Annotated in this window: 19 protein-coding genes; 5 read left to right on the top strand and 14 right to left on the bottom strand. The window is 44.5% G+C overall.

The window, feature by feature from the left end; genetic code table 11:
* Nucleotides 1-35: 35 nt before the first annotated feature.
* Both pdhA and tatC read left to right on the top strand, forming a co-directional pair.
* Entirely contained in the window at nucleotides 36-1067 is a 1032-nt protein-coding gene (gene pdhA, locus NFI81_RS19205; protein WP_234616293.1) for a pyruvate dehydrogenase (acetyl-transferring) E1 component subunit alpha, read from the top strand.
* Between the two features lie 137 nt (nucleotides 1068-1204).
* Nucleotides 1205-2080, top strand: coding sequence for a twin-arginine translocase subunit TatC (gene tatC / locus NFI81_RS19200; protein ID WP_234616294.1), 876 nt, complete (start codon nucleotides 1205-1207; stop codon nucleotides 2078-2080).
* An 8-nt stretch (nucleotides 2081-2088) separates the two neighbouring features.
* On the opposite strand, the gene NFI81_RS19195 is transcribed toward tatC, so the two are convergent.
* From NFI81_RS19195 to NFI81_RS19175, 5 genes are all read right to left on the bottom strand, one after another.
* Complete coding sequence (locus tag NFI81_RS19195; protein ID WP_234616295.1) at nucleotides 2089-3183, bottom strand: aminotransferase class I/II-fold pyridoxal phosphate-dependent enzyme; 1095 nt, start codon at nucleotides 3181-3183, stop codon at nucleotides 2089-2091.
* A gap of 22 nt (nucleotides 3184-3205) precedes the next feature.
* Nucleotides 3206-4219: a dipeptide epimerase gene (locus NFI81_RS19190; protein ID WP_234616296.1), complete on the bottom strand. Its 1014-nt coding sequence runs from the start codon at nucleotides 4217-4219 to the stop codon at nucleotides 3206-3208.
* Nucleotides 4220-4230: 11 nt separating this feature from the next.
* The gene (locus NFI81_RS19185; protein ID WP_234616297.1) at nucleotides 4231-5106 is read right to left on the bottom strand and encodes an NAD kinase; all 876 of its coding nucleotides are present in this window, start codon (nucleotides 5104-5106) and stop codon (nucleotides 4231-4233) included.
* Nucleotides 5107-5196: 90 nt separating this feature from the next.
* Nucleotides 5197-5868: a CBS domain-containing protein gene (locus NFI81_RS19180; RefSeq protein ID WP_234616298.1), complete on the bottom strand. Its 672-nt coding sequence runs from the start codon at nucleotides 5866-5868 to the stop codon at nucleotides 5197-5199.
* A gap of 83 nt (nucleotides 5869-5951) precedes the next feature.
* Nucleotides 5952-6725, bottom strand: coding sequence for an alpha/beta fold hydrolase (locus NFI81_RS19175; protein ID WP_234616299.1), 774 nt, complete (start codon nucleotides 6723-6725; stop codon nucleotides 5952-5954).
* Between the two features lie 362 nt (nucleotides 6726-7087).
* Between NFI81_RS19175 and NFI81_RS19170 the strand changes: the two genes are divergently transcribed.
* On the top strand, nucleotides 7088-8005 hold the full coding sequence (locus tag NFI81_RS19170) for an alpha/beta hydrolase (protein ID WP_234616300.1): 918 nt from the start codon (nucleotides 7088-7090) through the stop codon (nucleotides 8003-8005).
* Between the two features lie 16 nt (nucleotides 8006-8021).
* Here the strand turns inward: NFI81_RS19170 and NFI81_RS19165 are convergent, their stop codons facing one another.
* From NFI81_RS19165 to glpK, 6 genes are all read right to left on the bottom strand, one after another.
* Complete coding sequence (locus NFI81_RS19165; protein WP_234616301.1) at nucleotides 8022-9419, bottom strand: NADH-quinone oxidoreductase subunit N; 1398 nt, start codon at nucleotides 9417-9419, stop codon at nucleotides 8022-8024.
* Nucleotides 9420-9426: 7 nt separating this feature from the next.
* Complete coding sequence (locus NFI81_RS19160; RefSeq protein WP_234616302.1) at nucleotides 9427-10875, bottom strand: complex I subunit 4 family protein; 1449 nt, start codon at nucleotides 10873-10875, stop codon at nucleotides 9427-9429.
* 47 nt (nucleotides 10876-10922) lie between these two features.
* Nucleotides 10923-12839 carry an NADH-quinone oxidoreductase subunit L gene (gene nuoL, locus NFI81_RS19155; RefSeq protein WP_234616303.1) on the bottom strand — a complete coding sequence of 639 codons (1917 nt, stop codon included), beginning with the start codon at nucleotides 12837-12839 and terminating at the stop codon, nucleotides 10923-10925.
* A gap of 30 nt (nucleotides 12840-12869) precedes the next feature.
* On the bottom strand, nucleotides 12870-13223 hold the full coding sequence (gene nuoK, locus NFI81_RS19150) for an NADH-quinone oxidoreductase subunit NuoK (RefSeq protein ID WP_026629568.1): 354 nt from the start codon (nucleotides 13221-13223) through the stop codon (nucleotides 12870-12872).
* Nucleotides 13224-13327: 104 nt separating this feature from the next.
* Nucleotides 13328-14137 carry a 3'-5' exonuclease gene (locus NFI81_RS19145; RefSeq protein ID WP_234616304.1) on the bottom strand — a complete coding sequence of 270 codons (810 nt, stop codon included), beginning with the start codon at nucleotides 14135-14137 and terminating at the stop codon, nucleotides 13328-13330.
* Between the two features lie 130 nt (nucleotides 14138-14267).
* Entirely contained in the window at nucleotides 14268-15773 is a 1506-nt protein-coding gene (gene glpK / locus NFI81_RS19140; protein ID WP_234616305.1) for a glycerol kinase GlpK, read from the bottom strand.
* Nucleotides 15774-15878: 105 nt separating this feature from the next.
* Here glpK and pbpC point away from each other — a divergent pair, with 105 nt between their 5' ends.
* Nucleotides 15879-18176 (top strand): penicillin-binding protein 1C, encoded by a 2298-nt coding sequence (pbpC, locus tag NFI81_RS19135; RefSeq protein ID WP_234616306.1) that lies wholly within the window; start codon nucleotides 15879-15881, stop codon nucleotides 18174-18176.
* A 2-nt stretch (nucleotides 18177-18178) separates the two neighbouring features.
* Here pbpC and NFI81_RS19130 read toward each other — a convergent pair whose 3' ends face one another.
* Genes NFI81_RS19130 through NFI81_RS19120 form a run of 3 tightly spaced genes read right to left on the bottom strand, consistent with a single transcriptional unit; the run spans nucleotide 18179 to nucleotide 21101 of the window.
* Nucleotides 18179-19177: a M28 family peptidase gene (locus NFI81_RS19130; protein WP_234616307.1), complete on the bottom strand. Its 999-nt coding sequence runs from the start codon at nucleotides 19175-19177 to the stop codon at nucleotides 18179-18181.
* A gap of 2 nt (nucleotides 19178-19179) precedes the next feature.
* On the bottom strand, nucleotides 19180-20682 hold the full coding sequence (gene cysS, locus NFI81_RS19125) for a cysteine--tRNA ligase (protein ID WP_234616308.1): 1503 nt from the start codon (nucleotides 20680-20682) through the stop codon (nucleotides 19180-19182).
* Between the two features lie 32 nt (nucleotides 20683-20714).
* Nucleotides 20715-21101, bottom strand: coding sequence for a DUF5618 family protein (locus NFI81_RS19120; RefSeq protein ID WP_234616309.1), 387 nt, complete (start codon nucleotides 21099-21101; stop codon nucleotides 20715-20717).
* A 185-nt stretch (nucleotides 21102-21286) separates the two neighbouring features.
* Between NFI81_RS19120 and NFI81_RS19115 the strand changes: the two genes are divergently transcribed.
* Entirely contained in the window at nucleotides 21287-22204 is a 918-nt protein-coding gene (locus NFI81_RS19115; protein ID WP_234616310.1) for a PfkB family carbohydrate kinase, read from the top strand.
* Nucleotides 22205-22229 lie beyond the last annotated feature (25 nt).

Below are 22229 nucleotides of genomic sequence, written 5' to 3'. Positions count from 1 at the left end.
ACAAAGTTCTGTCTTTATAAACGAGAACCAAATACATGGCCACCGTTACTGAAAAAAAGAAAAAATCAGACCCAAAGAAATTACAGCATCCGACAGAGCAATACATGTTCTGGTTCGAGAATATGCTTTTACAGCGTCGTTTTGAAGAAAAAGCCGGCCAATTATACGGTCAGCAAAAAATCAGAGGATTTTGTCACTTGTATATCGGCCAGGAAGCTTGCTCTTCGGGAGCCGTTACTGCGCTGAAAGAAGGCGACAAATACATTACCGCTTACCGCGACCACGGCATTCCGCTTGCATTAGGAACATCTCCTAACGCGATCATGGCTGAACTTTATGGAAAAAAGACCGGAACAACCAAGGGAAAAGGTGGGTCGATGCACATTTTCGATAAGGAAAAAGGCTTTGTAGGCGGTCATGGAATCGTTGGTGCGCAAATCCCTTTGGGAGCTGGAATCGCTTTTGCTGAGAAATATAACAAAACCGGAAACCTTTGTATTTGCTATTTTGGTGATGGTGCAATTCGTCAGGGTGCTTTTCACGAAGCATTGAATATGGCCATGAGCTGGAAATTACCTGTTATTTTCGTTGTTGAAAACAATGGATATGCCATGGGAACTTCGGTTGCAAGGTCTTCCAATGTTACGGAGCTTTACACATTGGGTGAAGCCTATGACATTCCATCCGAACCTGTGGATGGGATGAGCGTTGAGGCCATTCATGAAGCCGTGGGCAGAGCAGCCGAGCGTGCAAGGAGCGGTGAAGGACCTACATTCCTGGAATTCAGGACTTACCGTTACAGAGGCCACTCGATGTCTGATCCGCAGAAATATCGTTCTAAGGAAGAAGTGGAAGAATACAAACACCGCGATCCGATTGAGCAGATCCGTGCAGTGATTTTGGAAAACAAGCTGGCATCAGAAGAAGATCTGGAAAACATCGATAAAAAAGTGAAAGAGATTGTTGCCGAATCGGTTCAGTTTGCGGAAGATTCGGAATTCCCGGATCCGAAAGAGGCTTACACCGATGTTTATGTAGAGAATGACTATCCTTTTGTAATGGATTAATCAGTCATAAAGCAGTTTAAAAAAAACCCGCCGGATTATTTCGACGGGTTTTTTAAGTAAATTCGGCTTTTAGAATCTCAAACCAATCTTGTTTTTGCTTTTTTACGTAAATAGAATTTTAGTAATAATATAAGAATATGCCCTTAGACCAGGAATTAGAAAGCGAAGAAGAAGAAGTTGGCAAAGAGATGTCGTTTATAGGGCATCTGGAAGAATTAAGATGGCATGTGATTCGGGCAGGTGGATCTATTCTTGTTTTTGCAATTCTGGCTTTTGTTTACATTAAAGAAATTTATCATTATGTGATCATAGCGCCTTCACAGCCCGATTTCTGGACTTACCGGATGTTATGTCAACTTGCAGATAAAGTCCAGTATGATGATTTGTGTATCAAAGCGTTGAACTTCAAGTTGCAGGCGATCGGGGTGGGTGACCAGTTTACCATGAGTATGACGTCTTCCGTTATCGCGGGTTTGGTATTTGCGTTTCCTTATGCATTCTGGGAAGTTTGGCGATTTATTAAGCCTGGCTTGAAGCCATCGGAGCGGAAATCGGCCAGGGGAGCGGTTTTTTATGTGACATTCCTTTTCTTCTCCGGCGTTTTCTTTGGTTACTACATTGTAACTCCGTTGGCAATCAACTTTTTAGCCAATTTTACGCTGGATCCATCCATTATTAATGAATTCAGTTTGTCTTCCTATATTTCATTGGTTGCAACATTGACACTGGCCTGTGGAATCGCATTTCAGCTTCCTATTGTGGTTTATGTGCTTGCGAAAGTAGGAGTCCTGACGCCTGCATTTATGCGGGAATACAGGAAACACGCCATGATTGTCATCCTGATCGTAGCCGCGGTAATTACGCCTTCGCCGGACATTTACAGCCAGGTTATCGTCGCTATTCCTTTGTTCCTGCTTTATGAATTGAGTATCCTGGTTGCAGGGAAAGTGGAAAGAGAGAAGATTGCGGAGGAAAAAGCGTTGGCTAATTCTTCGGGCGGCTCAGATATTTAATAGTTTAATCAGCAAATAAATTGATTACAGACCTCGGCCAATCGGTCGAGGTCTTCTTTTTGGTGAAGCGTGCTAACGGCGATTCTGGTGACCGGGGCGTCATCGACGCTTGGATAGGAAAAACACGAGGCCATGATGCCATTTGACAGTAATGTTTCAAACAATGCAGAGCCTTCGGAGCAGAAAACAGGATGGCCAGGGACGCTTTGAAATAGGTCAGAAGACTTTAAGCATTTGGCGAAATAAGCAATATTTGAGGCGAGCAATGCACTTTTTGCCTTATAATGGTTCACTTCCAAAAGCTTTTTGAGCGCATAGGCGTAGGCCGGGGCGCTGGGAGATGCTCCTGAGAACCAGGCAGACTTTCGAATCATATCGGCTGTTTGACTATTGCAGGCAATAACACCGGCGGGGATGCCCAGCGCTTTGTTCAGCGAGGACACCATAATCACATTGAATTTTCCAAGCGCTGCAATGGATTTATATAGTCCGTTTGCCGACTTTCCATACACGCCTAATGTGTGCGACTCGTCCACAACAATCCAGATATTTTTCCGGGAAGGCAACTTGGAAAATATAGAAAAATCGAATGCTTCAACAATAGGAGAGCCAATGGCGTCTGTGCAAATAATATGAGCAGTATCCTTCGGGCTTTCGCTGATTTCCTGAACGACGGCTTGCGCCCAGTGCGACCAGGGATCGTAACATAATTTACGTTCGTTTCCCCATAATGCGGGATGCACTTTGGGTGCATAATGATTTTGAATGGATCGCGAAGCGGCCGATGTAAAGACCACATAATCGATGAATTTCATCACACATTGCCCCGCCCAAACTCCGGATGAAACGAGCAATGCAGATTTTGAGCCAATCCATTTTGCCAACATCGTTTCCGTTTCTTCATAAATCCCGAGGCGGAGCGTGTTATTACGTGAGCTTCCGAAGTGCAATCCATAATGGTCAATACCTTCATCCAGGAAGCTACGAAAGATTTCGTCGTGCCCCATGCCCAGGTAATCTGTTCCACTGAACCAGAGATATTCATCACCATCAACAGTGTGTACAGTCCGTCCTGGAAGTTTATCGGTTTGAAAAGTTTTCACTTAAAATCAGGGGGATCAACATTTAAGCTTTTAGCATTGCGCCCGAGCCATTGCGGTCTGGGAAAATAATGCGTCCGTAATCAAAGGTAACGCCGGAAGCAGGATCATTGCTGATTAATAAAGACCCATCCATATCAACATAATCGAGTAAAGGCAGGAAATGCGCAATGGATGAAATGCCGACGCTCGACTCCGTCATGCAACCTATCATTGTTTTCATTCCCAGGCTTTTAGCCTCGGTAATCATGCGTTTTGCCGCGGTAGGGCCGCCACATTTGGTGAGCTTTATATTGATGCCGTGGAAGAGACCCTCGCAGGATTTCACATCGCTCTCGACAATGCAGCTTTCATCGGCAAGGACGGGAAGCACGCTTTCCGCAAATACTTTTTTCATTCCGTCGATGTCATCAGCAGCCAGTGGTTGCTCGATAAATTCGACACCCAGTTTTTTCAATTCGGGTGCAAATGCAACGGTCTGTTCGGCGGTCCATGCACAATTTGCATCAACCCGAAACAAGGCATTTGTATTTTTGCGCAATTCTTCAACTATACGAAGGTCTTCGTTGGTTCCTAATTTGATCTTATAAATCGGCCAGGGAAGCTCTTTCATTTTAGACACCATTTTCTCAATCGTATCGATGCCAATTGTGAAGTTCGTGAGTGGAAGGTTATCAATATGTAATCCCCAACTATCATATAGTCGTTGATTTTTCTTCTTGGCAAAGAAATCGTGAGCGGCTTCATCCAATGCGCATTGCGCAAATGAATTCGATTTGAGTGCAGGACGTACAAGATTCCAGAGTTCCTCAGCGCTGTTATAGGCTCCGCTTTCAATGATCGCTTTTGCTGTTCCCAGCGATTCGATCATATTTTCAATCGTAATGCCATAATAGGGGTTGCTTGTTGCTTCGCCTAGCCCGCTCAATTCGCTATCACGCAGCTCCACAATCAATGTAGGCTGAATGTCGCGTGAGTCGTGTGCAATGGTGAATGTGTGCCTGAGTTGCAGGTCAAATGGGTGAAAGAGAAGTTGCATCCGTGATTGTGTTAATTCCGCATATCCAGTCCCCAGGATAATTTGCTCCGCAATGTATTCAAGAAGCTGTCATCATGCATTTTTATTAATCGTGCGATGAAGTTGGCTTTTCTAACGGTCAGCAAAGTGTTCTCATCAACAACTCTTGACCTTGCATCCAGTGACACCAGGAAATTGTTGCTACGGCTCTTTACTTCAAGCCGGATGACCGCCGTATCTTCTACAACCAACGGTCTCACATTCAAATTATGCGGGCTTATAGGCGTAATAATGAAGTTTTGAGAATGGGGAACCAGCACCGGGCCACCACAGCTGAGCGAATAGCCGGTTGAGCCGGTTGGTGTGGAAATAATCAGACCGTCGGCCCAATAGGAGTTCAGGAACTCATCATTAAGATAAGTGTGAACCGTAATCATGGACGAAGTGTCGGTTTTCGTGATTGTAAAATCATTTAAACCGAAATTTTTGCCATCGAATAAATCAATGTTAGATTCTATTTCAACAAGCGTCCTTTCGTCGATCCTGTATTGGCTGTTTTCAAGCGCCTGAATCATGTCGGTGATCCGTTCTGGCGGAACAGTGGCCAGGAAGCCAAGCCGCCCTACATTGATCCCTATGGCCGGGATCTGTCTTTTTCCTACGTGGGAAATGGTTTCGAGCAATGTTCCGTCCCCACCCATGCTCACGATCAGGCGTGCATCAAATAGTTGTTCAGGTTTTTCGTAAACAAGCTCGGAGTAGTGTGCGATCCCGTTCTGATCCAGAAAAGTCCGAAAGGGTTTGGAGAGCTGGACTTCAACTTTCCGGCGAGACAGCTCATTGAACATATTTTCAATGAACGGGCGGGCGGACTCATTAAAGTTGCGTCCGTGAATTGCTATTTTCATGGAAGAAAAAGTAGATCATCTTGTTTCTTCCGAAAGATACGCGCAAATATGCCGATTCAAAACAGCGGCGCAAGAAGTAATGTGAAGAAATCAGGTGGCAAGATATCTCAAAAGCATATCCAAACGCTCCTGATCAACACTTTCGATGGGATCGTTGGCGTGTGCTTCCTCAATCTCGTAACCGAAACGCTCGAGTGTAGCAATGATGGGCGTAATGTGCGTCCGGTTGAGTTTTAAGGTAAGCCGGGCTTCATTCAGCGGATTATAACTTTCTCCGGATGAATAATAGCTGCTCAGAACCTTCGTTCCGTTAGATTCGATCAAGCGGCTGATCTCGGAAAGTGAATAGCTTCGTTCGGCTATTTTAAGCACAATAACCGCTCCTTTTTCCTGAACACCCAGTTCATTTACAAAATGTTCGATCAGGTCATTGACCAAAATGCTTCCTGCAAAACTCCGGTCCTCATGCAAAACGGGGATGATCTGCAAGCCGAACTGATTGACAAGCCGCAAAAGCTCGTAAGGATGCTGGTCTTCGGCAGCGAAAATGTCTTTGTGCTGGATAATGATCTTCGCAAGCGGATCCGTATTATCAGTTATATCAAAAAGGATATCTTCGGATACGATGCCCTGATAAATGCCCGAATCTGCAACTATGAGCTGTTTTACACTGAATTCATCCATCCAGTCCAATGCTGTACTCACCGAATCGGTCAGTTTCAGAACAGGAATCATTGGATTAATCAGGGTAGCAGCAAGCATATTTCAGTCCGTCATTTTTCGAAGCTATAAAAAAACTATATATGTAACAACTTTCGTACCAAAAGAAATCCCGCTAAAAACCCTCAGACAACGGGCACAGAAACGTGTTTTTCCAAAAAGCTTTCCAGTATAACATTAAATTCGTCAGGTTGTTCCATCATGGGCGCGTGACAGCACTTATCGATGAAATGCAACTCCGAACCAGCGATCAGCCTGTTGAATTCATAACCAACATGCGGCGGCGTAATCGTATCATTCAAACCCCAAACCAATAACGTCGGCACATTGATTTCATGCAGGTCTTTGGCAAGATTATGGCGCTGTGCCGATTTCGCAATGCCTACAATGCTCATACATTTCGGAATGCTGGACGTTGTTTCAAAAACTTCATCGATCAGATCTTTGGTGGCAACTTTCGGATCGTAGAATGTGTAAGCAACGCGCTCCCTGATGTAATCGTAACTACCGCGTTTCGGGAAAGAGCCACCCATTGAATTTTCAAATAGGCCGGAGCTTCCTGTCAAAACCAGCTTATGAACGTTTTCCTGGTTCTTTAAAGTATATAATAATCCAATGTGTCCGCCCAGAGAGTTGCCGATTACGGTTACATTCGTCAGGTTTTTAAAAGAGACAAAATCTTCCAAAAATGCCAAAAGCGCTTCCAGTCCGGCCTCACGCGGAGGCAATTCATAAATAGGAAGTAAAGGAATAATGACCCGAAAGCGACTGGAGAAATGATCAATGATGCCATCCCAGTTGCTCAGCGCACCGAAAAGGCCATGCAAAAGCAGTAATGTTTCGCCTTTTCCCTCGTCGATAAACTGAAACCTGCCCTCTGCATGTACTGGATATTTCATTCTGTTATTGTGGATTGATAATGGTATGGCTCATTTATAACACATCAAAGAAACTAGTGCATGATTTCCATAAGCTACAAAACTAGTTAAATTTTTTTATTGGTAACAGACATAAAGTAACAAAGCAAATTCTATTTTCTTGTAAATATTATATTAATAATGTCAAAACTTGAAACATAACATAGAATGGTGCAATTTGGTTTTATATCGGTGCAGAAGTGTCCGCTAGGGAGGTGACCTTCCGGTTACAGGTAAAAGAGTGATTTTTATTGCTTCATTTGGGTAAAGGCAAGTGTAACCGAAATTTAGTTACATTTTGCAGTTATACCGATTAGAAAAAAATTAAAACACAAATTAATAATATGATGCGTCCGGAAGCATTTTTCACAATGTTTGGAATCAGGATTTTGTTGTTGGTCTGCTGCATTTTCCCAGCCGCTGCTCAAACAGTCATGCCGCTTTATCCCGACAAAATTCCAAATGCGATCAACGGGCCGGATGAAGAAACCAACAAAGACCAGGTAATTCGAAAAGTCTCTAAACCAACATTAACAGTCTTTTTGCCACCCGCAGCAAATGCAAATGGCGCTGCGGTCATTGTATGTCCCGGGGGCGGTTATGGAGTTCTGGTGATGGAATGGGAAGGATACAGGATTGCTGAGGAATTAAACAAATCCGGCATTGCAGCTATTATCCTGAAATACAGGCTGCCGCATGAAAAAATCATGACAGATAAATCCATAGGGCCATTGCAGGATGCGCAGCAAGCCATTAAAACGGTGCGGGAACGGGCGAAAGAATGGAAAATAGATCCGGCCAAAATCGGTATTATCGGCTTCTCGGCAGGCGGACACCTCGCAGCGACGGCCGGGACACATTATGACAGCACATTTATTTCCAATCCTGAAAAAACCAGCCTGCGCCCCGATTTTATGATTCTGGTTTATCCGGTGATTAGTCTACTGGACAAAATTGGCCATAAAGGTTCCAGCAGCAACTTACTGGGCGCATCGCCAACGGCTGAGAAAGTGATATATTTTTCGAACGAATTGCAGGTTAAAAAAACAACTCCGCCGACGTATTTGACGCACGCGGGCGATGACACGGTTGTGCCTGTTTCCAACAGCATCAAGTTTTATGAGGCGCTCCATGCCAATGGCGTGGCGGCGGATATGCACATTTATTCAAAAGGAGAGCACGGCTATCCCAAGACGCCAGACCTTAACGAGTGGTTTGGCCGGTGCTTGCTCTGGATGAAAACCAACCGGTTTTTGCCCTAAAATTATTTATTGGAGTTTATATCAGACCCTCAAACACGCCCGGAGCCAGTCCGAAGAGAATCGTCAAAAAGGTTGCAAGCAATAAAATCACCTGATAAAATGGCGCTACACGGATTTTGATCAAATCACCTTCTTTCAAATACGACGAAATGATAACCCGGAAATAGTAATAAATACCGACAGCGGACATCAAAACAGCAATCACCGTGATCCAGATAATCCCTCTTTCTGCGGCACTGGTGAAGATGAAGAATTTGCCCCAGAAACCTGCCGTTAAGGGAATTCCTGCCAATGACAACATGGAAACCGCTAGCACGAAGGCAAGCATAGGATTTTGCTTCGCCAAACCATTAAAGGCTTCGTAACGCTCGTTAGGCTGCCCCTCAAAAGTTTTTTCTTTTGAAACCAACATTAACACACCGAACGCACAGATTGTAGACAGCGAGTAAGCAAGTGAATAGAATACGATAGCGCTTTGTGAAGGTTTGGTCAATGCGGTTAAAGCGATTAGCATATAACCTGCATGTGATATACCGGAATAGGCCAGCATTCTTTTAAAGCTGTTCTGGCTCGTAGCACCTATGTTCCCGACAAGTAATGTAAGGACTGCAATGGCGGCGATAACGATCCACCAGAAGCCGTAAATTTCACTGAATGAGGTGTTCAACAAGCGGAAAAGTGCAGCAAAGCCTGCCGTTTTAACGATGGTTGACATAAATGTTGTAAAGATCGTGGGCGCGCCTTCATAAACATCGGGCGTCCAGAAATGGAATGGTGCGGCGGAAACTTTGAACAGCATGCCGATCAGCAACAGCAATAATCCCGCATACATCAGGTAGGGCTGCGTTCCTGCCTGAATATTGGAAGCGAAGCCGTGAATATGGCTTAATTTGAACGAACCGGTCGCGCCGTAAATCAACGTGATGCCGAAAAGGATAAAGCCTGTTGCGAAAGCGCCCATCAGGAAATATTTCAGCGCCGCTTCATTGGAACGAAGATTGCGCTTGTTGCTTCCGGTCAATATGTACATGGCAACGGACAAAATTTCGATGCCGATAAAAAGCATGATCATGTGCTCGAAACCAATCATCATTAATGCTCCTACAAGTGAAAAGAGCATCAATCCATAATATTCCGCCGGCTCAGAATCCGGGTTGTCCTGAAAACCCCCTGAAATCGCCACGATCATAAATGCCGAAAGCAACACAATGCCATTAAACGCAAGTGTCAGATTATCAACGCGAAGCATGTCATAGAAATAGAGCAATGGGCCTTTGTTCCATTCCACGAAATTGCTGGCTATGGCAAGAACGAGGAAGAATAACACGGCAGGAAGCAAAATATTCTTTGATTTCGAAAAACCCAGAAACAGGGTTACGACGCCAAGAACAGACAACAATATTATGGGATACATATTTTTACTAGTTATTAACCATTTGTAAAAGTTGACTTACAGCTGGCTCTGTTAATTTCAGAAATGTGTTGGGGTAAATGCCAATCCAGAAAACCATAATGACCAATGGCAAAAGCACAGCGCGCTCGCTCACTGTGAGATCCTGAAAACCTTCAACCCATTTGGACCGGGGCCCGAACATGGATTTTTGAAACAGGCGCAGCATATAAACCGACCCTAAAATGATGGTAAGACCGGCAATGGCACCCAGCCACCCGTCATATTGAAAAATGCTAGATAAAAGCAGGAATTCACCCACAAAACCATTCGTTAACGGAAGGGCAACACTTCCCAGCAGCAAGATCATAAAGTAAACGCTCAAATGCGGCGTGCTCTGCGTAATGCCACCCAGCTGATCCAGATAACGCGTTTTGGTACGGGAATAAATAATGTCAATGATATAGAACAACCCGATTACATTGATTCCGTGCGCAAGCATTTGAATTAATGCGCCTTGTAAACCATTAATTGAATAGGAAAACACACCAGCGGCCATCAAACCCACGTGCGCAAATGACGAGTAAGCGATCAGACGCTTCATATCGCTTTGCTGAATGGCAATGATTGAACCGTAAATAATGCCGATCACAGAAAGCACCATCGCCATCGTGCCCCATGTTTCCATGCCGCCGGGAACGATTGGAAGCAGGAAACGGATCAGACCATAAACCCCCATTTTCAACATGATCCCTGAAAGCAGCATGGTGGCTGGCGTAGGGGATTCTGTGTAAGTGTCTGGCTGCCAAGTATGGAATGGAAATAATGGCATTTTGATCGCAAAGGCAATGAAGAATGCCCAAAAGATAAAGCCTTGAACTTGCTTGCTAAGTTGTAATGCGTAAAATGCAGTGATTTCAGAAGTATGCGTGCCGGGTGTTTGGTAATACAAATAAACCAGCCCAACCAACATTAACAAGCTTCCGAAAATGGTGTAAATGAAGAACTTGAATGTTACTTTCAAACGATTTTCTCCACCCCAGATTGCCGCAAGGAAATAAACCGGAATCAGTGCAGCTTCAAAGAACAGATAGAATAAAAACGCATCCGTAGCCGTAAAAACGCCAATTAATGCGGCTTCCATGAACAAGATCAGGGAATAAAACGAAGCAGGTTTTCTGTAATCGTGGTTGAATGCAGAAAGGATTATAAGTGGTGTCAGAAATGTAGTAAGCAGCACGAGAACCAAGCTGATCCCGTCGATCCCGGCAGCGAAAGAAATCCCTCCTGATGCCAGCCAGGCATATTTAAAACTGAATTGCGTACCCGCAGCCGGATCAAATTGCAGCCAGGTCGCAACGGCAACGCCAAACACCGCCAGGCCGCTCACCAAAGCAACCTGCTTCGCCAGGCGTTCGCCTGATAGCAGCGTAAGAACACCTGCGGCAATGGGTAAAAGTATTAAAAGAAGAGTAAGCATATTTTCAAGTCAACGGTCAGCAACAAATGGTGAACGGATTTTAATGATCAAAGTAAAAGCTTCCAGAATAAGATGATAACCATCCCTAAAACCATTGCAAAAACATAGTCTCCCGTGGATCCTGTTTGTGTTTTTCTCAAAAGTCCTGCTAAAAACTGCGTCAGTCTGACAAATGCATTTACAATCAGATCAATGAAAAATTCTCCGAAACTGTAAAGGACATTCGATAAGGTCTTGATCGATTTCACAAACACATTGTCGTAAAGTTCGTCGACATAATATTTGTTGTAAACCAAACCTTGCAATGCTGATTTTGGCTGAGAATCAGGTGCCGGAACGGATGCTTTTTGCACATACATAACATAAGCAACTATCGCCGAAACCAGCGCCACAGCCACAGAAACGCCCATTAGTAAATATTCTTCTGAATGTGAAAGCTCCGTTGGCAAGAAAGCCGAAGGATTAACCTGACGCGAGGCATCATACAACGGACTCATGAATTCGGCCAGATGATGCGTGCCATGCAATGCTTCCGGAACGCCGATAAATCCGCCTAATGCTGACAGAACCGCCAAAATCACCAGTGGAATGGTCATCGAAGCAGGCGACTCGTGCAAATGATGCTCCTGCTCATGCGTGCCGCGGAATGTTCCAAAGAAAGTAAGGAACAGCAATCGGAACATGTAAAATGAAGTCATCAGCGAGCCTAAAACCCCGATCACCCAAAGCAATTTGTTGTGTTCGAAAACGTGCGCAAGAATTTCATCTTTCGAGAAAAACCCTGCAAATGGCGGAATTCCAGAGATTGCGATTGTTGCGATCAGGAATGTAAGGAATGTGATCGGCAGCTTTTTACGTAAGCCACCCATTGAACGGATATCTTGCTCATTGGACATGGCATGAATTACGCTACCAGCGCCGAGGAACAATAATGCTTTAAAAAATGCGTGCGTAATAACATGGAACATCGAAGCCGAATAAGCCATCGCGCCCAAGCCCATAAACATATAACCCAGCTGACTTACAGTTGAATAGGCCAGGACTTTCTTAATATCATTTTGTAGCAGACCAATCGAAGCTGCGAACAACGCCGTCGCGGCACCAATAATGCCAACAATTTCTAATGTTGAAGGAGCCAGCGAATAGAGGACATTTGAACGGATCACCATATAAATGCCCGCCGTAACCATCGTCGCCGCGTGAATAAGCGCAGAAACAGGCGTAGGACCTGCCATCGCATCAGGCAACCACGTGTAAAGCGGAATCTGAGCCGATTTTCCCATTGCGCCAACAAAAAGAAGCAATGTAATTGTAATGATCACCGGATCACCAATTTCAAAATCCGTTGCTTGGCTGAAAACCTCAAGATATTCAACCGAACCGAATGTGGTAATGATCGTGAAAATCCCTAATAGGAACCCCAAATCTCCTACCCGGTTCATGATGAATGCTTTACGAGCAGCATTATTGTAGTTTGTATTTTTATTCCAAAACCCGATTAGCAGGTAAGAGCACAAACCAACGCCTTCCCAGCCAATGAACATGATCACATAATTAGAACCCAGCACGAGCAGCAACATGAAAAACAAAAACAGGTTCAGATAAGCGAAAAACTTACCAAAACCCTCATCATGATGCATGTAGCCGATGGAATAAATGTGGATCAGCGAACCAACTCCGGTAATAATCATCAGCATTAAAAGCGAAAGCTGATCAACCTGGAAAGAGAACGGAATATTTAGATTGCCAACTGTGATCCAGTCGAAAAGCGGCACGATAACAGGCTGACTCCCTGCTGCTAGAAATGCTTGAAATGTCATAACCGACAGCACGAAACTCGCTACAACAGCCAATGTTCCGATAATGCCGACAGCGCCTTTGGGTATGGTCTTAAATCCGATTCCGTTGATCAGGAAACCAATCAGGGGTAAAAGTGGAATCAGAATGAGTAATGATGCAGACATGTTTGTTTTTTAATCTTTATTAGCGGATGCTTACCACTTCAATTTGTTGAGAAATCCAATATCCGTATTTCTTGTGTTCCGATAGATCATTACAATAATTGCTAGCCCCACAGCCACTTCCGCGGCCGCAACTGCCATGATAAAAAACACAAAAACCTGCCCGGAAGGGTCAGATCTGTATGAAGAAAAAGCAATAAGGAGCAAGTTGGCGGCATTAAGCATCAGTTCCACAGACATGAAAATGATGATTGCATTGCGGCGCGTCAACACACCAATAATGCCGATCACAAAAAGTAAAGTGCTGAGAATTAGATAATGTTGTAGGGGAATATTCTGAATAACCGCTGGTATATTGACCTCTGGAATATTGGGATTTGGGATCATAGCAGGTTTACCTGGTTGGATATTCGGTTAAAATAGTCAAAAATAGATTTCCGGCAAAAATAGACATAAATACTACTTACTCAAGTGCGTTCGCAACCTTTATGTCAGCGCTGGGTCAATGCTCTTAATTTAATCTCTGTCAGTTTTCTTTTGGTATCCAATGGAAACTCACCTTTCATGATCCAGTCAAAGAATGAAGGCTCGTTTTTCAGCACTTCCACAATGCGTTTTCCATTGTGTTTTCCAAAATTGAAAACTTCCTCACCCTTATCGTTATAAGACATTCGACCAGCGAAATCGATCAATTTCGAAGCTGTAAGCTCATGCAATGCAGCCACGTCGTTTTTAATAGGTTCTGTTTCAACACCGTGTGCATCAACGACTTTCACGCCTTCGTAGCGAGCGATTTGTCCTTGTAAAACCTCAAAAGTGGCAATCGTATCCGCTTCCGCGCTATGTGCATTCAAAAGCTCTTTTCCGCAATAAAATTTATAGGCGGCTCCCAGATTTCTAGGCTCCATCATATGGTAAATGCGCTGAGCGTCAACAGTTTTGCGGTTTTTTAAATCAAATTCCACACCAACCCGCAAAAATTCTTCAACGAGCATAGGAATGTCAAACCGGTTGGAGTTAAAGCCAGCCAGATCACAGCCTTCCAGAAATGTTGCGAGGTTTTTGGCAATGCCTTTGAATGTGGGCGCGTCTTTGATATCCTCGTCATAAATGCCGTGGATAAGGCTGCTTTCCAAAGGGATCGGCATTTCAGGATTGATCCTGCGGGTACGGATTTCGGTTTCGCCGTTGGGAAGTGCCTTAACGACAGATATCTCAACAATACGGTCGCGGACGATATTGACTCCGGTTGTTTCAAGATCAAAAAAAGCGAGCGGCTTTTTCAGACGGAGGGTATGCATAAGGCACTCAAATTTGATTTTCGAGCCGTGAAGTTACGCCTAAACATAAGATAGCGCAAGCAAGCGGTTAGTTTATATAGATTATAAAAAAGTTAAAATCCGCTATCTTATGTTCATCGCCTATAAACGGCTAATCCATCCAGCCGTACGATTTAGTCACCGCTTTTTGCCAGCCTTTATAGAATTTTTCGCGGGTCGCTTCCTCCATATTCGGGTTCCACGTGTGCGCTACGGCCCAGTTGGCGGTCAGTTCATCGGTATTTTTCCAATAACCCACGGCAAGTCCGGCAGCGTAGGCGGCTCCTAATGCGGTTGTTTCTGCAACGGCTGGCGAAACGACTTGCGTATTTAAAATGTCGGATTGAAACTGCATTAAGAGCTCATTGGCAACCATTCCACCATCAACGCGTAATGAGGCAAGTTCAATGCCTGAGTCTTGCTCCATGGCTCGAACAACATCTAATGTCTGGTAGGCCGAAGCCTCCAAAACGGCGCGGGCGATGTGGCCTTTGTTGACGTATCCGGTTAATCCGGCGATTACGCCTCTCGCATCATTCCGCCAGTAGGGTGCATACAAACCGGAGAATGCAGGCACGAAATAGGCGCCACCGTTATCTTCGACTGTTTGTGCCAATTTTTCAATGTCACTGCTTTTCTTGATCAAGCCCAAATTATCCCGCACCCATTGAACCAATGCGCCAGTGACCGCGACGCTGCCTTCCAATGCATATTGGACCGGATTGTCGCCGAATTTGTAGGCGATGGTTGTCAGCAGGCCATTTTCAGATGTTTTGAGCTCGTTGCCGGTGTTCATAACTAAGAAGCAGCCGGTGCCGTAAGTGTTTTTTGCCATTCCTGGCTTGAAGCAAGTTTGCCCAACCAATGCCGCATGCTGATCACCCAAATCGCCAGCAACCGGAACGCCAGGCAGGATTTCGTTATTGACATAGCCGTAAATTTCACTGCTGCTTTTAATCGCGGGCAACATATTTTCGGGAATGTCGTACGCCGCGAGCATTTCCTTGTCCCATTGTAAAGTTTTAAGATTCATAAGTTGGGTGCGGCTCGCATTGGTTACGTCCGTTACGTGAATGCCGCCATCGCCATGCGTCCCGCCAGTCAAATGCCAGATCAGGAAAGTGTCCATGTTACCGAAAATGGCCTCTCCTTTCTCAGCGTCTTCACGTATCCCTTCGACATTATCCAGAAGCCATTTCAGTTTCAATCCACTGAAATAGGTCGAAACCGGAAGTCCCGTAATTTCCCGAAACTGGTTCAAACCGCCTTCGCGCTCATATTTTGCTACGAGTTCAGTCGTTCTCGTATCCTGCCAAACCAATGCATTATAGTAAGGTTTCCCCGTGCGCTTGTTCCACACAACCGTCGTTTCTCTTTGATTTGTAATGCCTATGGCCGCAATGTCCGCGGCCGTTGCCGACACATTGATCCGGGCGATTGCGATCACTTCCAATGTATTTTTCCAGATTTCGGTCGGATTGTGCTCCACCCAGCCCGGATGCGGGTAAATTTGTTCGTGTTCTTTTTGTCCTACTGAAACAATGTTTCCCTGATGATTGAAAAGTATGCAACGCGTGCTGGTGGTTCCCTGGTCAATGGCGGCTACGTATTTCGACATGGTGGTATTTTGATTGGCTTTTTTTGCAATAAAGTCAGTAATTAGAGAAAATTACCTGATCGGGACAAATCAGAAGCAAAATGAACCCTCACACACATTCAAGAAATGAAGCGTAAATTTAAAATCGCGGGACTGGTCCTACTGGCTGCCTTATGTTTGTTTCTAATTCTTGATTTTGTCTTTCCTTTTCAGCCGAAGATCGATTATGCAACGCAGGTCACTGATCATAAGGGCAATGTGATTCATGCTTTTTTGAGTAAAGGCGATAAATGGCGATTGTATGCAAGCGTTTCTGAAATTACGCCACTGCTTCGTAAGACATTGATTTACAAAGAAGACCAATATTTCTATTCGCATCCCGGCATAAATCCTTTCGCCATAGTTCGTGCTGGCGTCCGCAACATTTTCACCGGGCGCAGAACTTCCGGCGCTTCCACGATCACGATGCAAGTGGTGCGCCTGGTCGAGCCGCGGCGACGGACTTACCTGAATAAAATCCTCGAAATCCACCGCGCATTCCAGCTCGAATGGCATTATTCGAAAGCGGAGATCCTCCAAATGTATCTCAATCTCGTGCCATATGGCGGCAACATTGAAGGCATTAAGGCGGCCTCGCTGCTTTATTTCGGAAAACTGCCTAAGCTGCTCAGTCTGTCAGAAATCACAGCATTAACCATTGTCCCGAATCGCCCGTCAAGCTTGCGGCCGGGGACGCGGAATGATGCATTAGTGGCTGCCAGAAATGTGTGGTTGCGCCGGTTTGAAGCAGAGCAACTTTTTGATAAAAATATTATTCAGGATGCATTGAATGAGCCGTTGGTGGTGAAGCGCTTGCAAGCGCCAAAGTTGGCTCCGCATTTGGCATTAAGACTTAAAAAAGAGCATCCCGACCAACCTGTGATTTATAGTCAACTTAATATCCAGCTGCAAAACCAGATCGAAGAGCAGGTAAAAAACTACATTAACCGCCGCAAAATGATGAACATTCACAATACGTCGGTGCTGGTGGTGAATAATGAGACGATGGAGGTGGAGGCTTATATTGGCTCGGCCGATTTTTATAATGCATTTGATGGCGGTCAGGTGGATGGCGTAAAAGCAGTCCGTTCGCCGGGGAGCACTCTGAAACCACTGCTCTATGCCGCAGCTTTTGATCACGGATTGATCACTCCGAAGAATATTGTAAATGATGTTCCGAGCAATTTCAGTGGTTATGAGCCTGAGAATTTTGATCAACATTTCAATGGCCCCGTTACTGCGGAATTTGCATTAGCCAATTCGCTAAACATTCCCGCGGTGAAGATTTTGAAAGAAGTCAGCATGCCTGTTTTGATATCCAAACTTCGGAAAGCTGGGTTTAAAACCATTGATAAACAGGCGAAAAACCTCGGACTTTCCATGATCCTGGGCGGCTGCGGGGTTACATTGGAGGAACTGACGCGCTTATTTGCCGCATTTTCCAATGAAGGTGAGCTGAAAAAGCTGCGTTATACATCGGAAACGCCTTTGGACAAAAAAGGCACGCCGATCATTTCACATGAAGCTGCTTATTTATTGACCAACATTCTCACTCAAATCACCCGCCCCGACTTGCCCACCAACTTTGACAACACTTATCATTTGCCCAAAATCGCGTGGAAAACAGGCACTTCATATGGAAAGCGGGATGCGTGGAGCATAGGTTATAACCGCAGATTTACAGTTGGCGTCTGGGTCGGTAACTTTTCCGGCGAAGGCGTTCCGGAACTTAGCGGCGCAAATACAGCCACGCCATTGTTGTTTTCTATTTTTAATGCATTGGATTACAACTCGCCGAAAGGCTGGTATCAAACGCCGGCTAATGTTTCCCTAAGAAAAGTTTGTGCTGCCAGCGGTGACATTCCGTCTGAATTTTGCACGCACCAGATTCTTGATCAATACATTACGGGGGTTTCTGCTTACAAAAAGTGTCAGCATTTGAGATGGGTTTTTACAGATAAATCCGGCAAGATGTCTTATTGCACCTATTGCATTCCTGAAAATGGTTTTGAAAAGCGCACCTATCCGAATCTGGCGCCGGAATTAATTGCCTATAATGAGCTGCAAAAGATCCCTTACCAAAAAATCCCGCCGCATAACCCTGACTGTGAGCGCGTTTTTCACGAAGGCCCGCCATTGATCGTTAGCCCGAATGACGGAAGCGAATATTATTTACGCCCTGATGAGCCGCAGCAGATCCAGCTGGCTTGTCAGACCTCCAATGATGTGCAGGAAGTTTTTTGGTATATTAATGATAAGCTGAGTAAAAAATCTGCCCCGCATGAAAGCGTTTTTGTAAGCCTTCCATTGGGTCGGGTCAAGATTTCTTGCAGCGACGATAAGGGACGTAATTCAAATATTTGGGTTACTGTCAAAAAAATGTAACATTAAAGGGCTTCGCCTTCCGCTTCCTGATATACAACCTGGATCAATGTTTGCCCAACTGCCTTTAAAGTCTTAGGATCAATGTGTTCCATGGTGTCGTCCGTGGTGTGCCATTGGTCAAAGAATGTTTTAGACAAATTATTGGGTTTCGTATGAATGATATCAATCATCGGGATTTTGGCGATTTTGTTCACAGGAACGTGATCATCTGTGATCGCACCGCCTCTGTCGTCGATGAAAAAATTGCTGTAACCAAGCCTGCTGGCCGTATTCCAGACCGAATTAACTACGCTTCCTGCCAGTTGAACAGAATGCCCTTCTTTAAAGAAAGTTGCACCTTTCGCACCTACCATATCCAGCAAAATTCCAAAATATGCCGTGTAGTTGGGAGTATGCTTATTAGCTGCCCAATACTGGGAACCAAGGCAATAGCCACCATATTCATCATCGGCCTGTTCAGAATTCCCCCAATCTTCCATATCGAAAAAGACAATGTCGACGCCAATTTCAGGAGTGGGTTTTTGCAGGGATAGTACCCGCGCAACTTCCAGCAATATGCCAACGCCGCTCGCGCCATCATTGGCAGCCAGCACCGGTTTGTTCTTCGTTACAGAATCCTGATCCGAATAAGGCCTCGAATCCCAGTGAGCGGCAAGCAAAATGCGTTTTGAGGCAGTAGGATTAAAGCTGCCAATGATATTTCGTCCATTCAGGATCTTATTGTCGAATGTTGTATCCTTAAAGGCCTGCTGAATGACTTGCAGCCCATAGCTTTTGAGTGTTGCAGCTAAATAATCGCCGCAGGCATCATGCGGTTTTGTATCAGGCACCCTAGGACCAAAATCAACCTGCTTTTGCACAAATTTATAGGCAGAATCCGCATTGAAATCGGGGCTTTTGACCAGTTTTGGAGCTTGTTCAGCAGTTTGTTCGGAGCTTTCCTTGGTTTTGCAGCCGTAAGCCAGCACTAAGACAAACATTAATATTGATAACTTTTTCATATTTACTCTTCGTAAGCCCAATCGATCCGCACTTTCGTGTCGCGGATCACCAGTCCCTGATTTTTAAAGTAAGAACGGATCTCGTCTACTTTTTCGTAGTTCATTGATAATTTATATTCCCTGTATAGTTTCAGCATGCCATCCAGGATCGCATAACCTTCGCTTATTTCCTCTTTCAGACCTAAAACGTCCTCAAAGAAAACGATGAAATTGTTTTTCAAAGCATGAAAGGTCTCTTCACCGAGTGCAGCCGTTTTCAACTGGCCCATGTTGAGCATATTAATGTATTTGAGCAAATTAAACAGATTCGCGAATGCAACGGATGTGTTTAAGTCGTCATTCATGGCACCGTAAAATCCTTCAATTGCCTTAGTGATTTCAATTTGTTTGATCTCATCGATCGTCACGCCATCTTCTGGCGCATAGGAAAGCAATTTGGCATTTCTGAGACCATTTGCCAGTTTTTTATAACCCTTATGCGCAGCTTTCAATGCTTCATTGGAGAAATCGAGCGTGCTGCGATATTGGCTTTGCAGCATGAAAAACCGCACCGTCATCGGGCTATAAGCCTGATCGAGCAAGGGATGGTTTCCTGAAAAAAGCTCAGCCGGAAGAAACGAATTATTAAGCGATTTGGACATTTTTTGACCATTCACCGTCAACATATTGGTATGCATCCAGTAACGCACCGGCTCCTCGTTTGTAAGTGATTTTCCTTGCGCAATTTCGCATTCGTGGTGTGGGAATTTCAAATCCATTCCGCCGCCGTGAATGTCGAATTGTTTGCCTAAATACTTGCCACTCATGCAGGTACATTCCAAATGCCAGCCGGGAAAGCCCATTCCCCACGGCGAATCCCATTGCATAATGTGTTCAGGACTGGCGTTTTTCCAAAGGGCAAAATCGAGCGGATTACGCTTTTCAGACTGTCCGTCCAACTCGCGGGTTTCATTCAAAAGATCCTCTATAATGCGACCCGACAACTTGCCATATTCATTGCCATCAGCCTGATATTTATTGATATCAAAATAAACAGAACCATTGGATTCGTAAGCTGCGCCTTTTTCTATTAAAGTTTTAACAGCTTCGATTTGCTCAATCAAATGTCCGGTTGCAGTGGGCTCAATGCTTGGCGGGATTAGATTAAATGTGGCAGAAACGTCGTGAAAATCATTGGTATAGCGCTGCACGATCTCCATAGGTTCCAGCTTTTGCAGCTTAGCCATTTTGCCGATCTTGTCTTCACCCACTTCTCCATCGCCCACCAAGTGGCCTACATCCGTAATGTTCCGCACATAGCGAACTTTATAGCCGATGTGCGTCAGATATCTGTAAAGGATATCAAAAGATAGAAACGTACGGATGTTTCCTAAATGAACATTATTATAAACCGTTGGACCGCAGACATACATGCCGACATAAGGAGGGGCAATAGGAACAAATACATCCTTTTTACGGGTAAGTGTATTGAAAATTCTAAGCGGCTGGAAAGTCTGGGCGGTCATCTATGTTTTTACTTTCTTAAAAACTGATTGTATTAATGTTGTGTCTTTTCAAGCCGGGTCTCGACCCAGCTGATGATCTTTTCTGCTTCTTGAAGTCCTAGTGAAGCTATCTTAGCACTCTTGCTCCCTTGGTAACCCATGTCTATGTGTAAAGTCTGATATGCAGTTGTAAACTTGGATAAAACGCTTTTGTCAATTTTACTTAGCTCCATTTGATACCACTCCACACTTTTCGGAGTTTTTCTGTTTTTTTCTCCTAATAATTCATTCAAAGCCAGTAAAATACCTGTGTAGGCAGTGTGCCCTGCGATCTTAACGTATTTTTTGTCTTGATAAAGCCCGTCCTGCTTTTTTGCATTGTTACTCAAAAAATCCTTTGCATTGTCAATGTGCCTTCTGGCTTCGCTGATCGCTTCCATAGTTATGTGTTAGTGGTGAAAGTGGTAAATTTTACAAAAATAGCAAATAACCGATGATTGAGTTAAACAGTTTGGCATAATCCAATGTGACGCGGATGCTATTCGGGCGTTTTGATTATCTTCGCAGCGCTTTTGCGAAGAAGCCCCAGTTTGAAACTATCTTAAAATCAATACAATACTTATTTATGAGTTTATTAACCGTAGGATCTGTTGCATTCGATGCGCTTGAAACGCCTTTTGGAAAAACAGATAAAATTATCGGCGGAGCGGCCACTTACATCACACTAGCAGCATCGTATTTCACCAAAGAAAATAATTTGGTAGCCGTTGTCGGTGGCGATTTCCCAGATGAAATGATCTCTCTCTTGCAAGATCACGGCGTTAATACCGAGGGACTTGAAATCGTTAAGGACGGAAAGACATTCTTCTGGTCGGGAAAATATCATGAGGATATGAACACCCGCGACACCCTGATCACAGAACTGAATGTAATGGAACATTTTGATCCCATCATTCCGGAATCTTTCCAGGGCACCACGTTCTTAATGTTAGGAAATACAGTTCCAGCAACGCAAAAGCTCATTATCGAGCGCATGACTACGCGCCCAAAGCTGATCATGCTCGACACGATGAACCTTTGGATGAACATTGCGATGGACGATCTGAAAGCGGTTTTGAAAATGGTCGACCTGATCACAATCAATGATGAGGAAGCACGCCAGCTTTCGGGTGAATATTCTTTGCGGAAAGCTGCGAAAAAGATCCTTGAAATGGGACCGACGACATTGATCATTAAAAAGGGTGAGCATGGCGCATTGTTGTTTCAGGGAGACAAGATTTTCTTTGCACCAGCACTGCCTTTGGAAGAAGTTTTTGATCCAACCGGCGCAGGAGACACATTTGCAGGCGGGTTTATTGGTTATCTGGCCAGCACGGATGACATTTCGTTTGAAAATATGAAACGTGCCATTATATATGGTTCTGCTATGGCATCATTCTGCGTAGAAAAGTTTGGAACTGAGCGCATTGTAAATCTTACCCAGGAAGAAATCAATGCCCGGGTTCAGGATTTTGTGAACTTGTCAAGTTTCGAAATTCAATAATAGTTTGATAATGCATGAGTCTATG

The organism is Dyadobacter fanqingshengii, from assembly GCF_023822005.2.
Taxonomy (GTDB): domain Bacteria; phylum Bacteroidota; class Bacteroidia; order Cytophagales; family Spirosomataceae; genus Dyadobacter; species Dyadobacter fanqingshengii.
The sequence above is the reverse complement of the archived record's forward strand: the minus strand, read 5'-3'. Positions and strand labels throughout refer to the sequence as shown.

What these genes read in the sequence shown, in the direction of transcription:
- pdhA (WP_234616293.1), top strand. Translation starts at nt 36, where the DNA reads ATGGCCACCGTTACTGAAAAAAAGAAAAAATCAGACCCAAAGAAATTA.
- tatC (WP_234616294.1), top strand. Translation starts at nt 1,205, where the DNA reads ATGCCCTTAGACCAGGAATTAGAAAGCGAAGAAGAAGAAGTTGGCAAA.
- NFI81_RS19190 (WP_234616296.1), bottom strand. Translation starts at nt 4,219, where the DNA reads ATGCAACTTCTCTTTCACCCATTTGACCTGCAACTCAGGCACACATTC.
- NFI81_RS19185 (WP_234616297.1), bottom strand. Translation starts at nt 5,106, where the DNA reads ATGAAAATAGCAATTCACGGACGCAACTTTAATGAGTCCGCCCGCCCG.
- NFI81_RS19180 (WP_234616298.1), bottom strand. Translation starts at nt 5,868, where the DNA reads ATGCTTGCTGCTACCCTGATTAATCCAATGATTCCTGTTCTGAAACTG.
- NFI81_RS19175 (WP_234616299.1), bottom strand. Translation starts at nt 6,725, where the DNA reads ATGAAATATCCAGTACATGCAGAGGGCAGGTTTCAGTTTATCGACGAG.
- NFI81_RS19170 (WP_234616300.1), top strand. Translation starts at nt 7,088, where the DNA reads ATGATGCGTCCGGAAGCATTTTTCACAATGTTTGGAATCAGGATTTTG.
- NFI81_RS19165 (WP_234616301.1), bottom strand. Translation starts at nt 9,419, where the DNA reads ATGTATCCCATAATATTGTTGTCTGTTCTTGGCGTCGTAACCCTGTTT.
- NFI81_RS19160 (WP_234616302.1), bottom strand. Translation starts at nt 10,875, where the DNA reads ATGCTTACTCTTCTTTTAATACTTTTACCCATTGCCGCAGGTGTTCTT.
- nuoL (WP_234616303.1), bottom strand. Translation starts at nt 12,839, where the DNA reads ATGTCTGCATCATTACTCATTCTGATTCCACTTTTACCCCTGATTGGT.
- nuoK (WP_026629568.1), bottom strand. Translation starts at nt 13,223, where the DNA reads ATGATCCCAAATCCCAATATTCCAGAGGTCAATATACCAGCGGTTATT.
- NFI81_RS19145 (WP_234616304.1), bottom strand. Translation starts at nt 14,137, where the DNA reads ATGCATACCCTCCGTCTGAAAAAGCCGCTCGCTTTTTTTGATCTTGAA.
- glpK (WP_234616305.1), bottom strand. Translation starts at nt 15,773, where the DNA reads ATGTCGAAATACGTAGCCGCCATTGACCAGGGAACCACCAGCACGCGT.
- pbpC (WP_234616306.1), top strand. Translation starts at nt 15,879, where the DNA reads ATGAAGCGTAAATTTAAAATCGCGGGACTGGTCCTACTGGCTGCCTTA.
- NFI81_RS19130 (WP_234616307.1), bottom strand. Translation starts at nt 19,177, where the DNA reads ATGAAAAAGTTATCAATATTAATGTTTGTCTTAGTGCTGGCTTACGGC.
- cysS (WP_234616308.1), bottom strand. Translation starts at nt 20,682, where the DNA reads ATGACCGCCCAGACTTTCCAGCCGCTTAGAATTTTCAATACACTTACC.
- NFI81_RS19120 (WP_234616309.1), bottom strand. Translation starts at nt 21,101, where the DNA reads ATGGAAGCGATCAGCGAAGCCAGAAGGCACATTGACAATGCAAAGGAT.
- NFI81_RS19115 (WP_234616310.1), top strand. Translation starts at nt 21,287, where the DNA reads ATGAGTTTATTAACCGTAGGATCTGTTGCATTCGATGCGCTTGAAACG.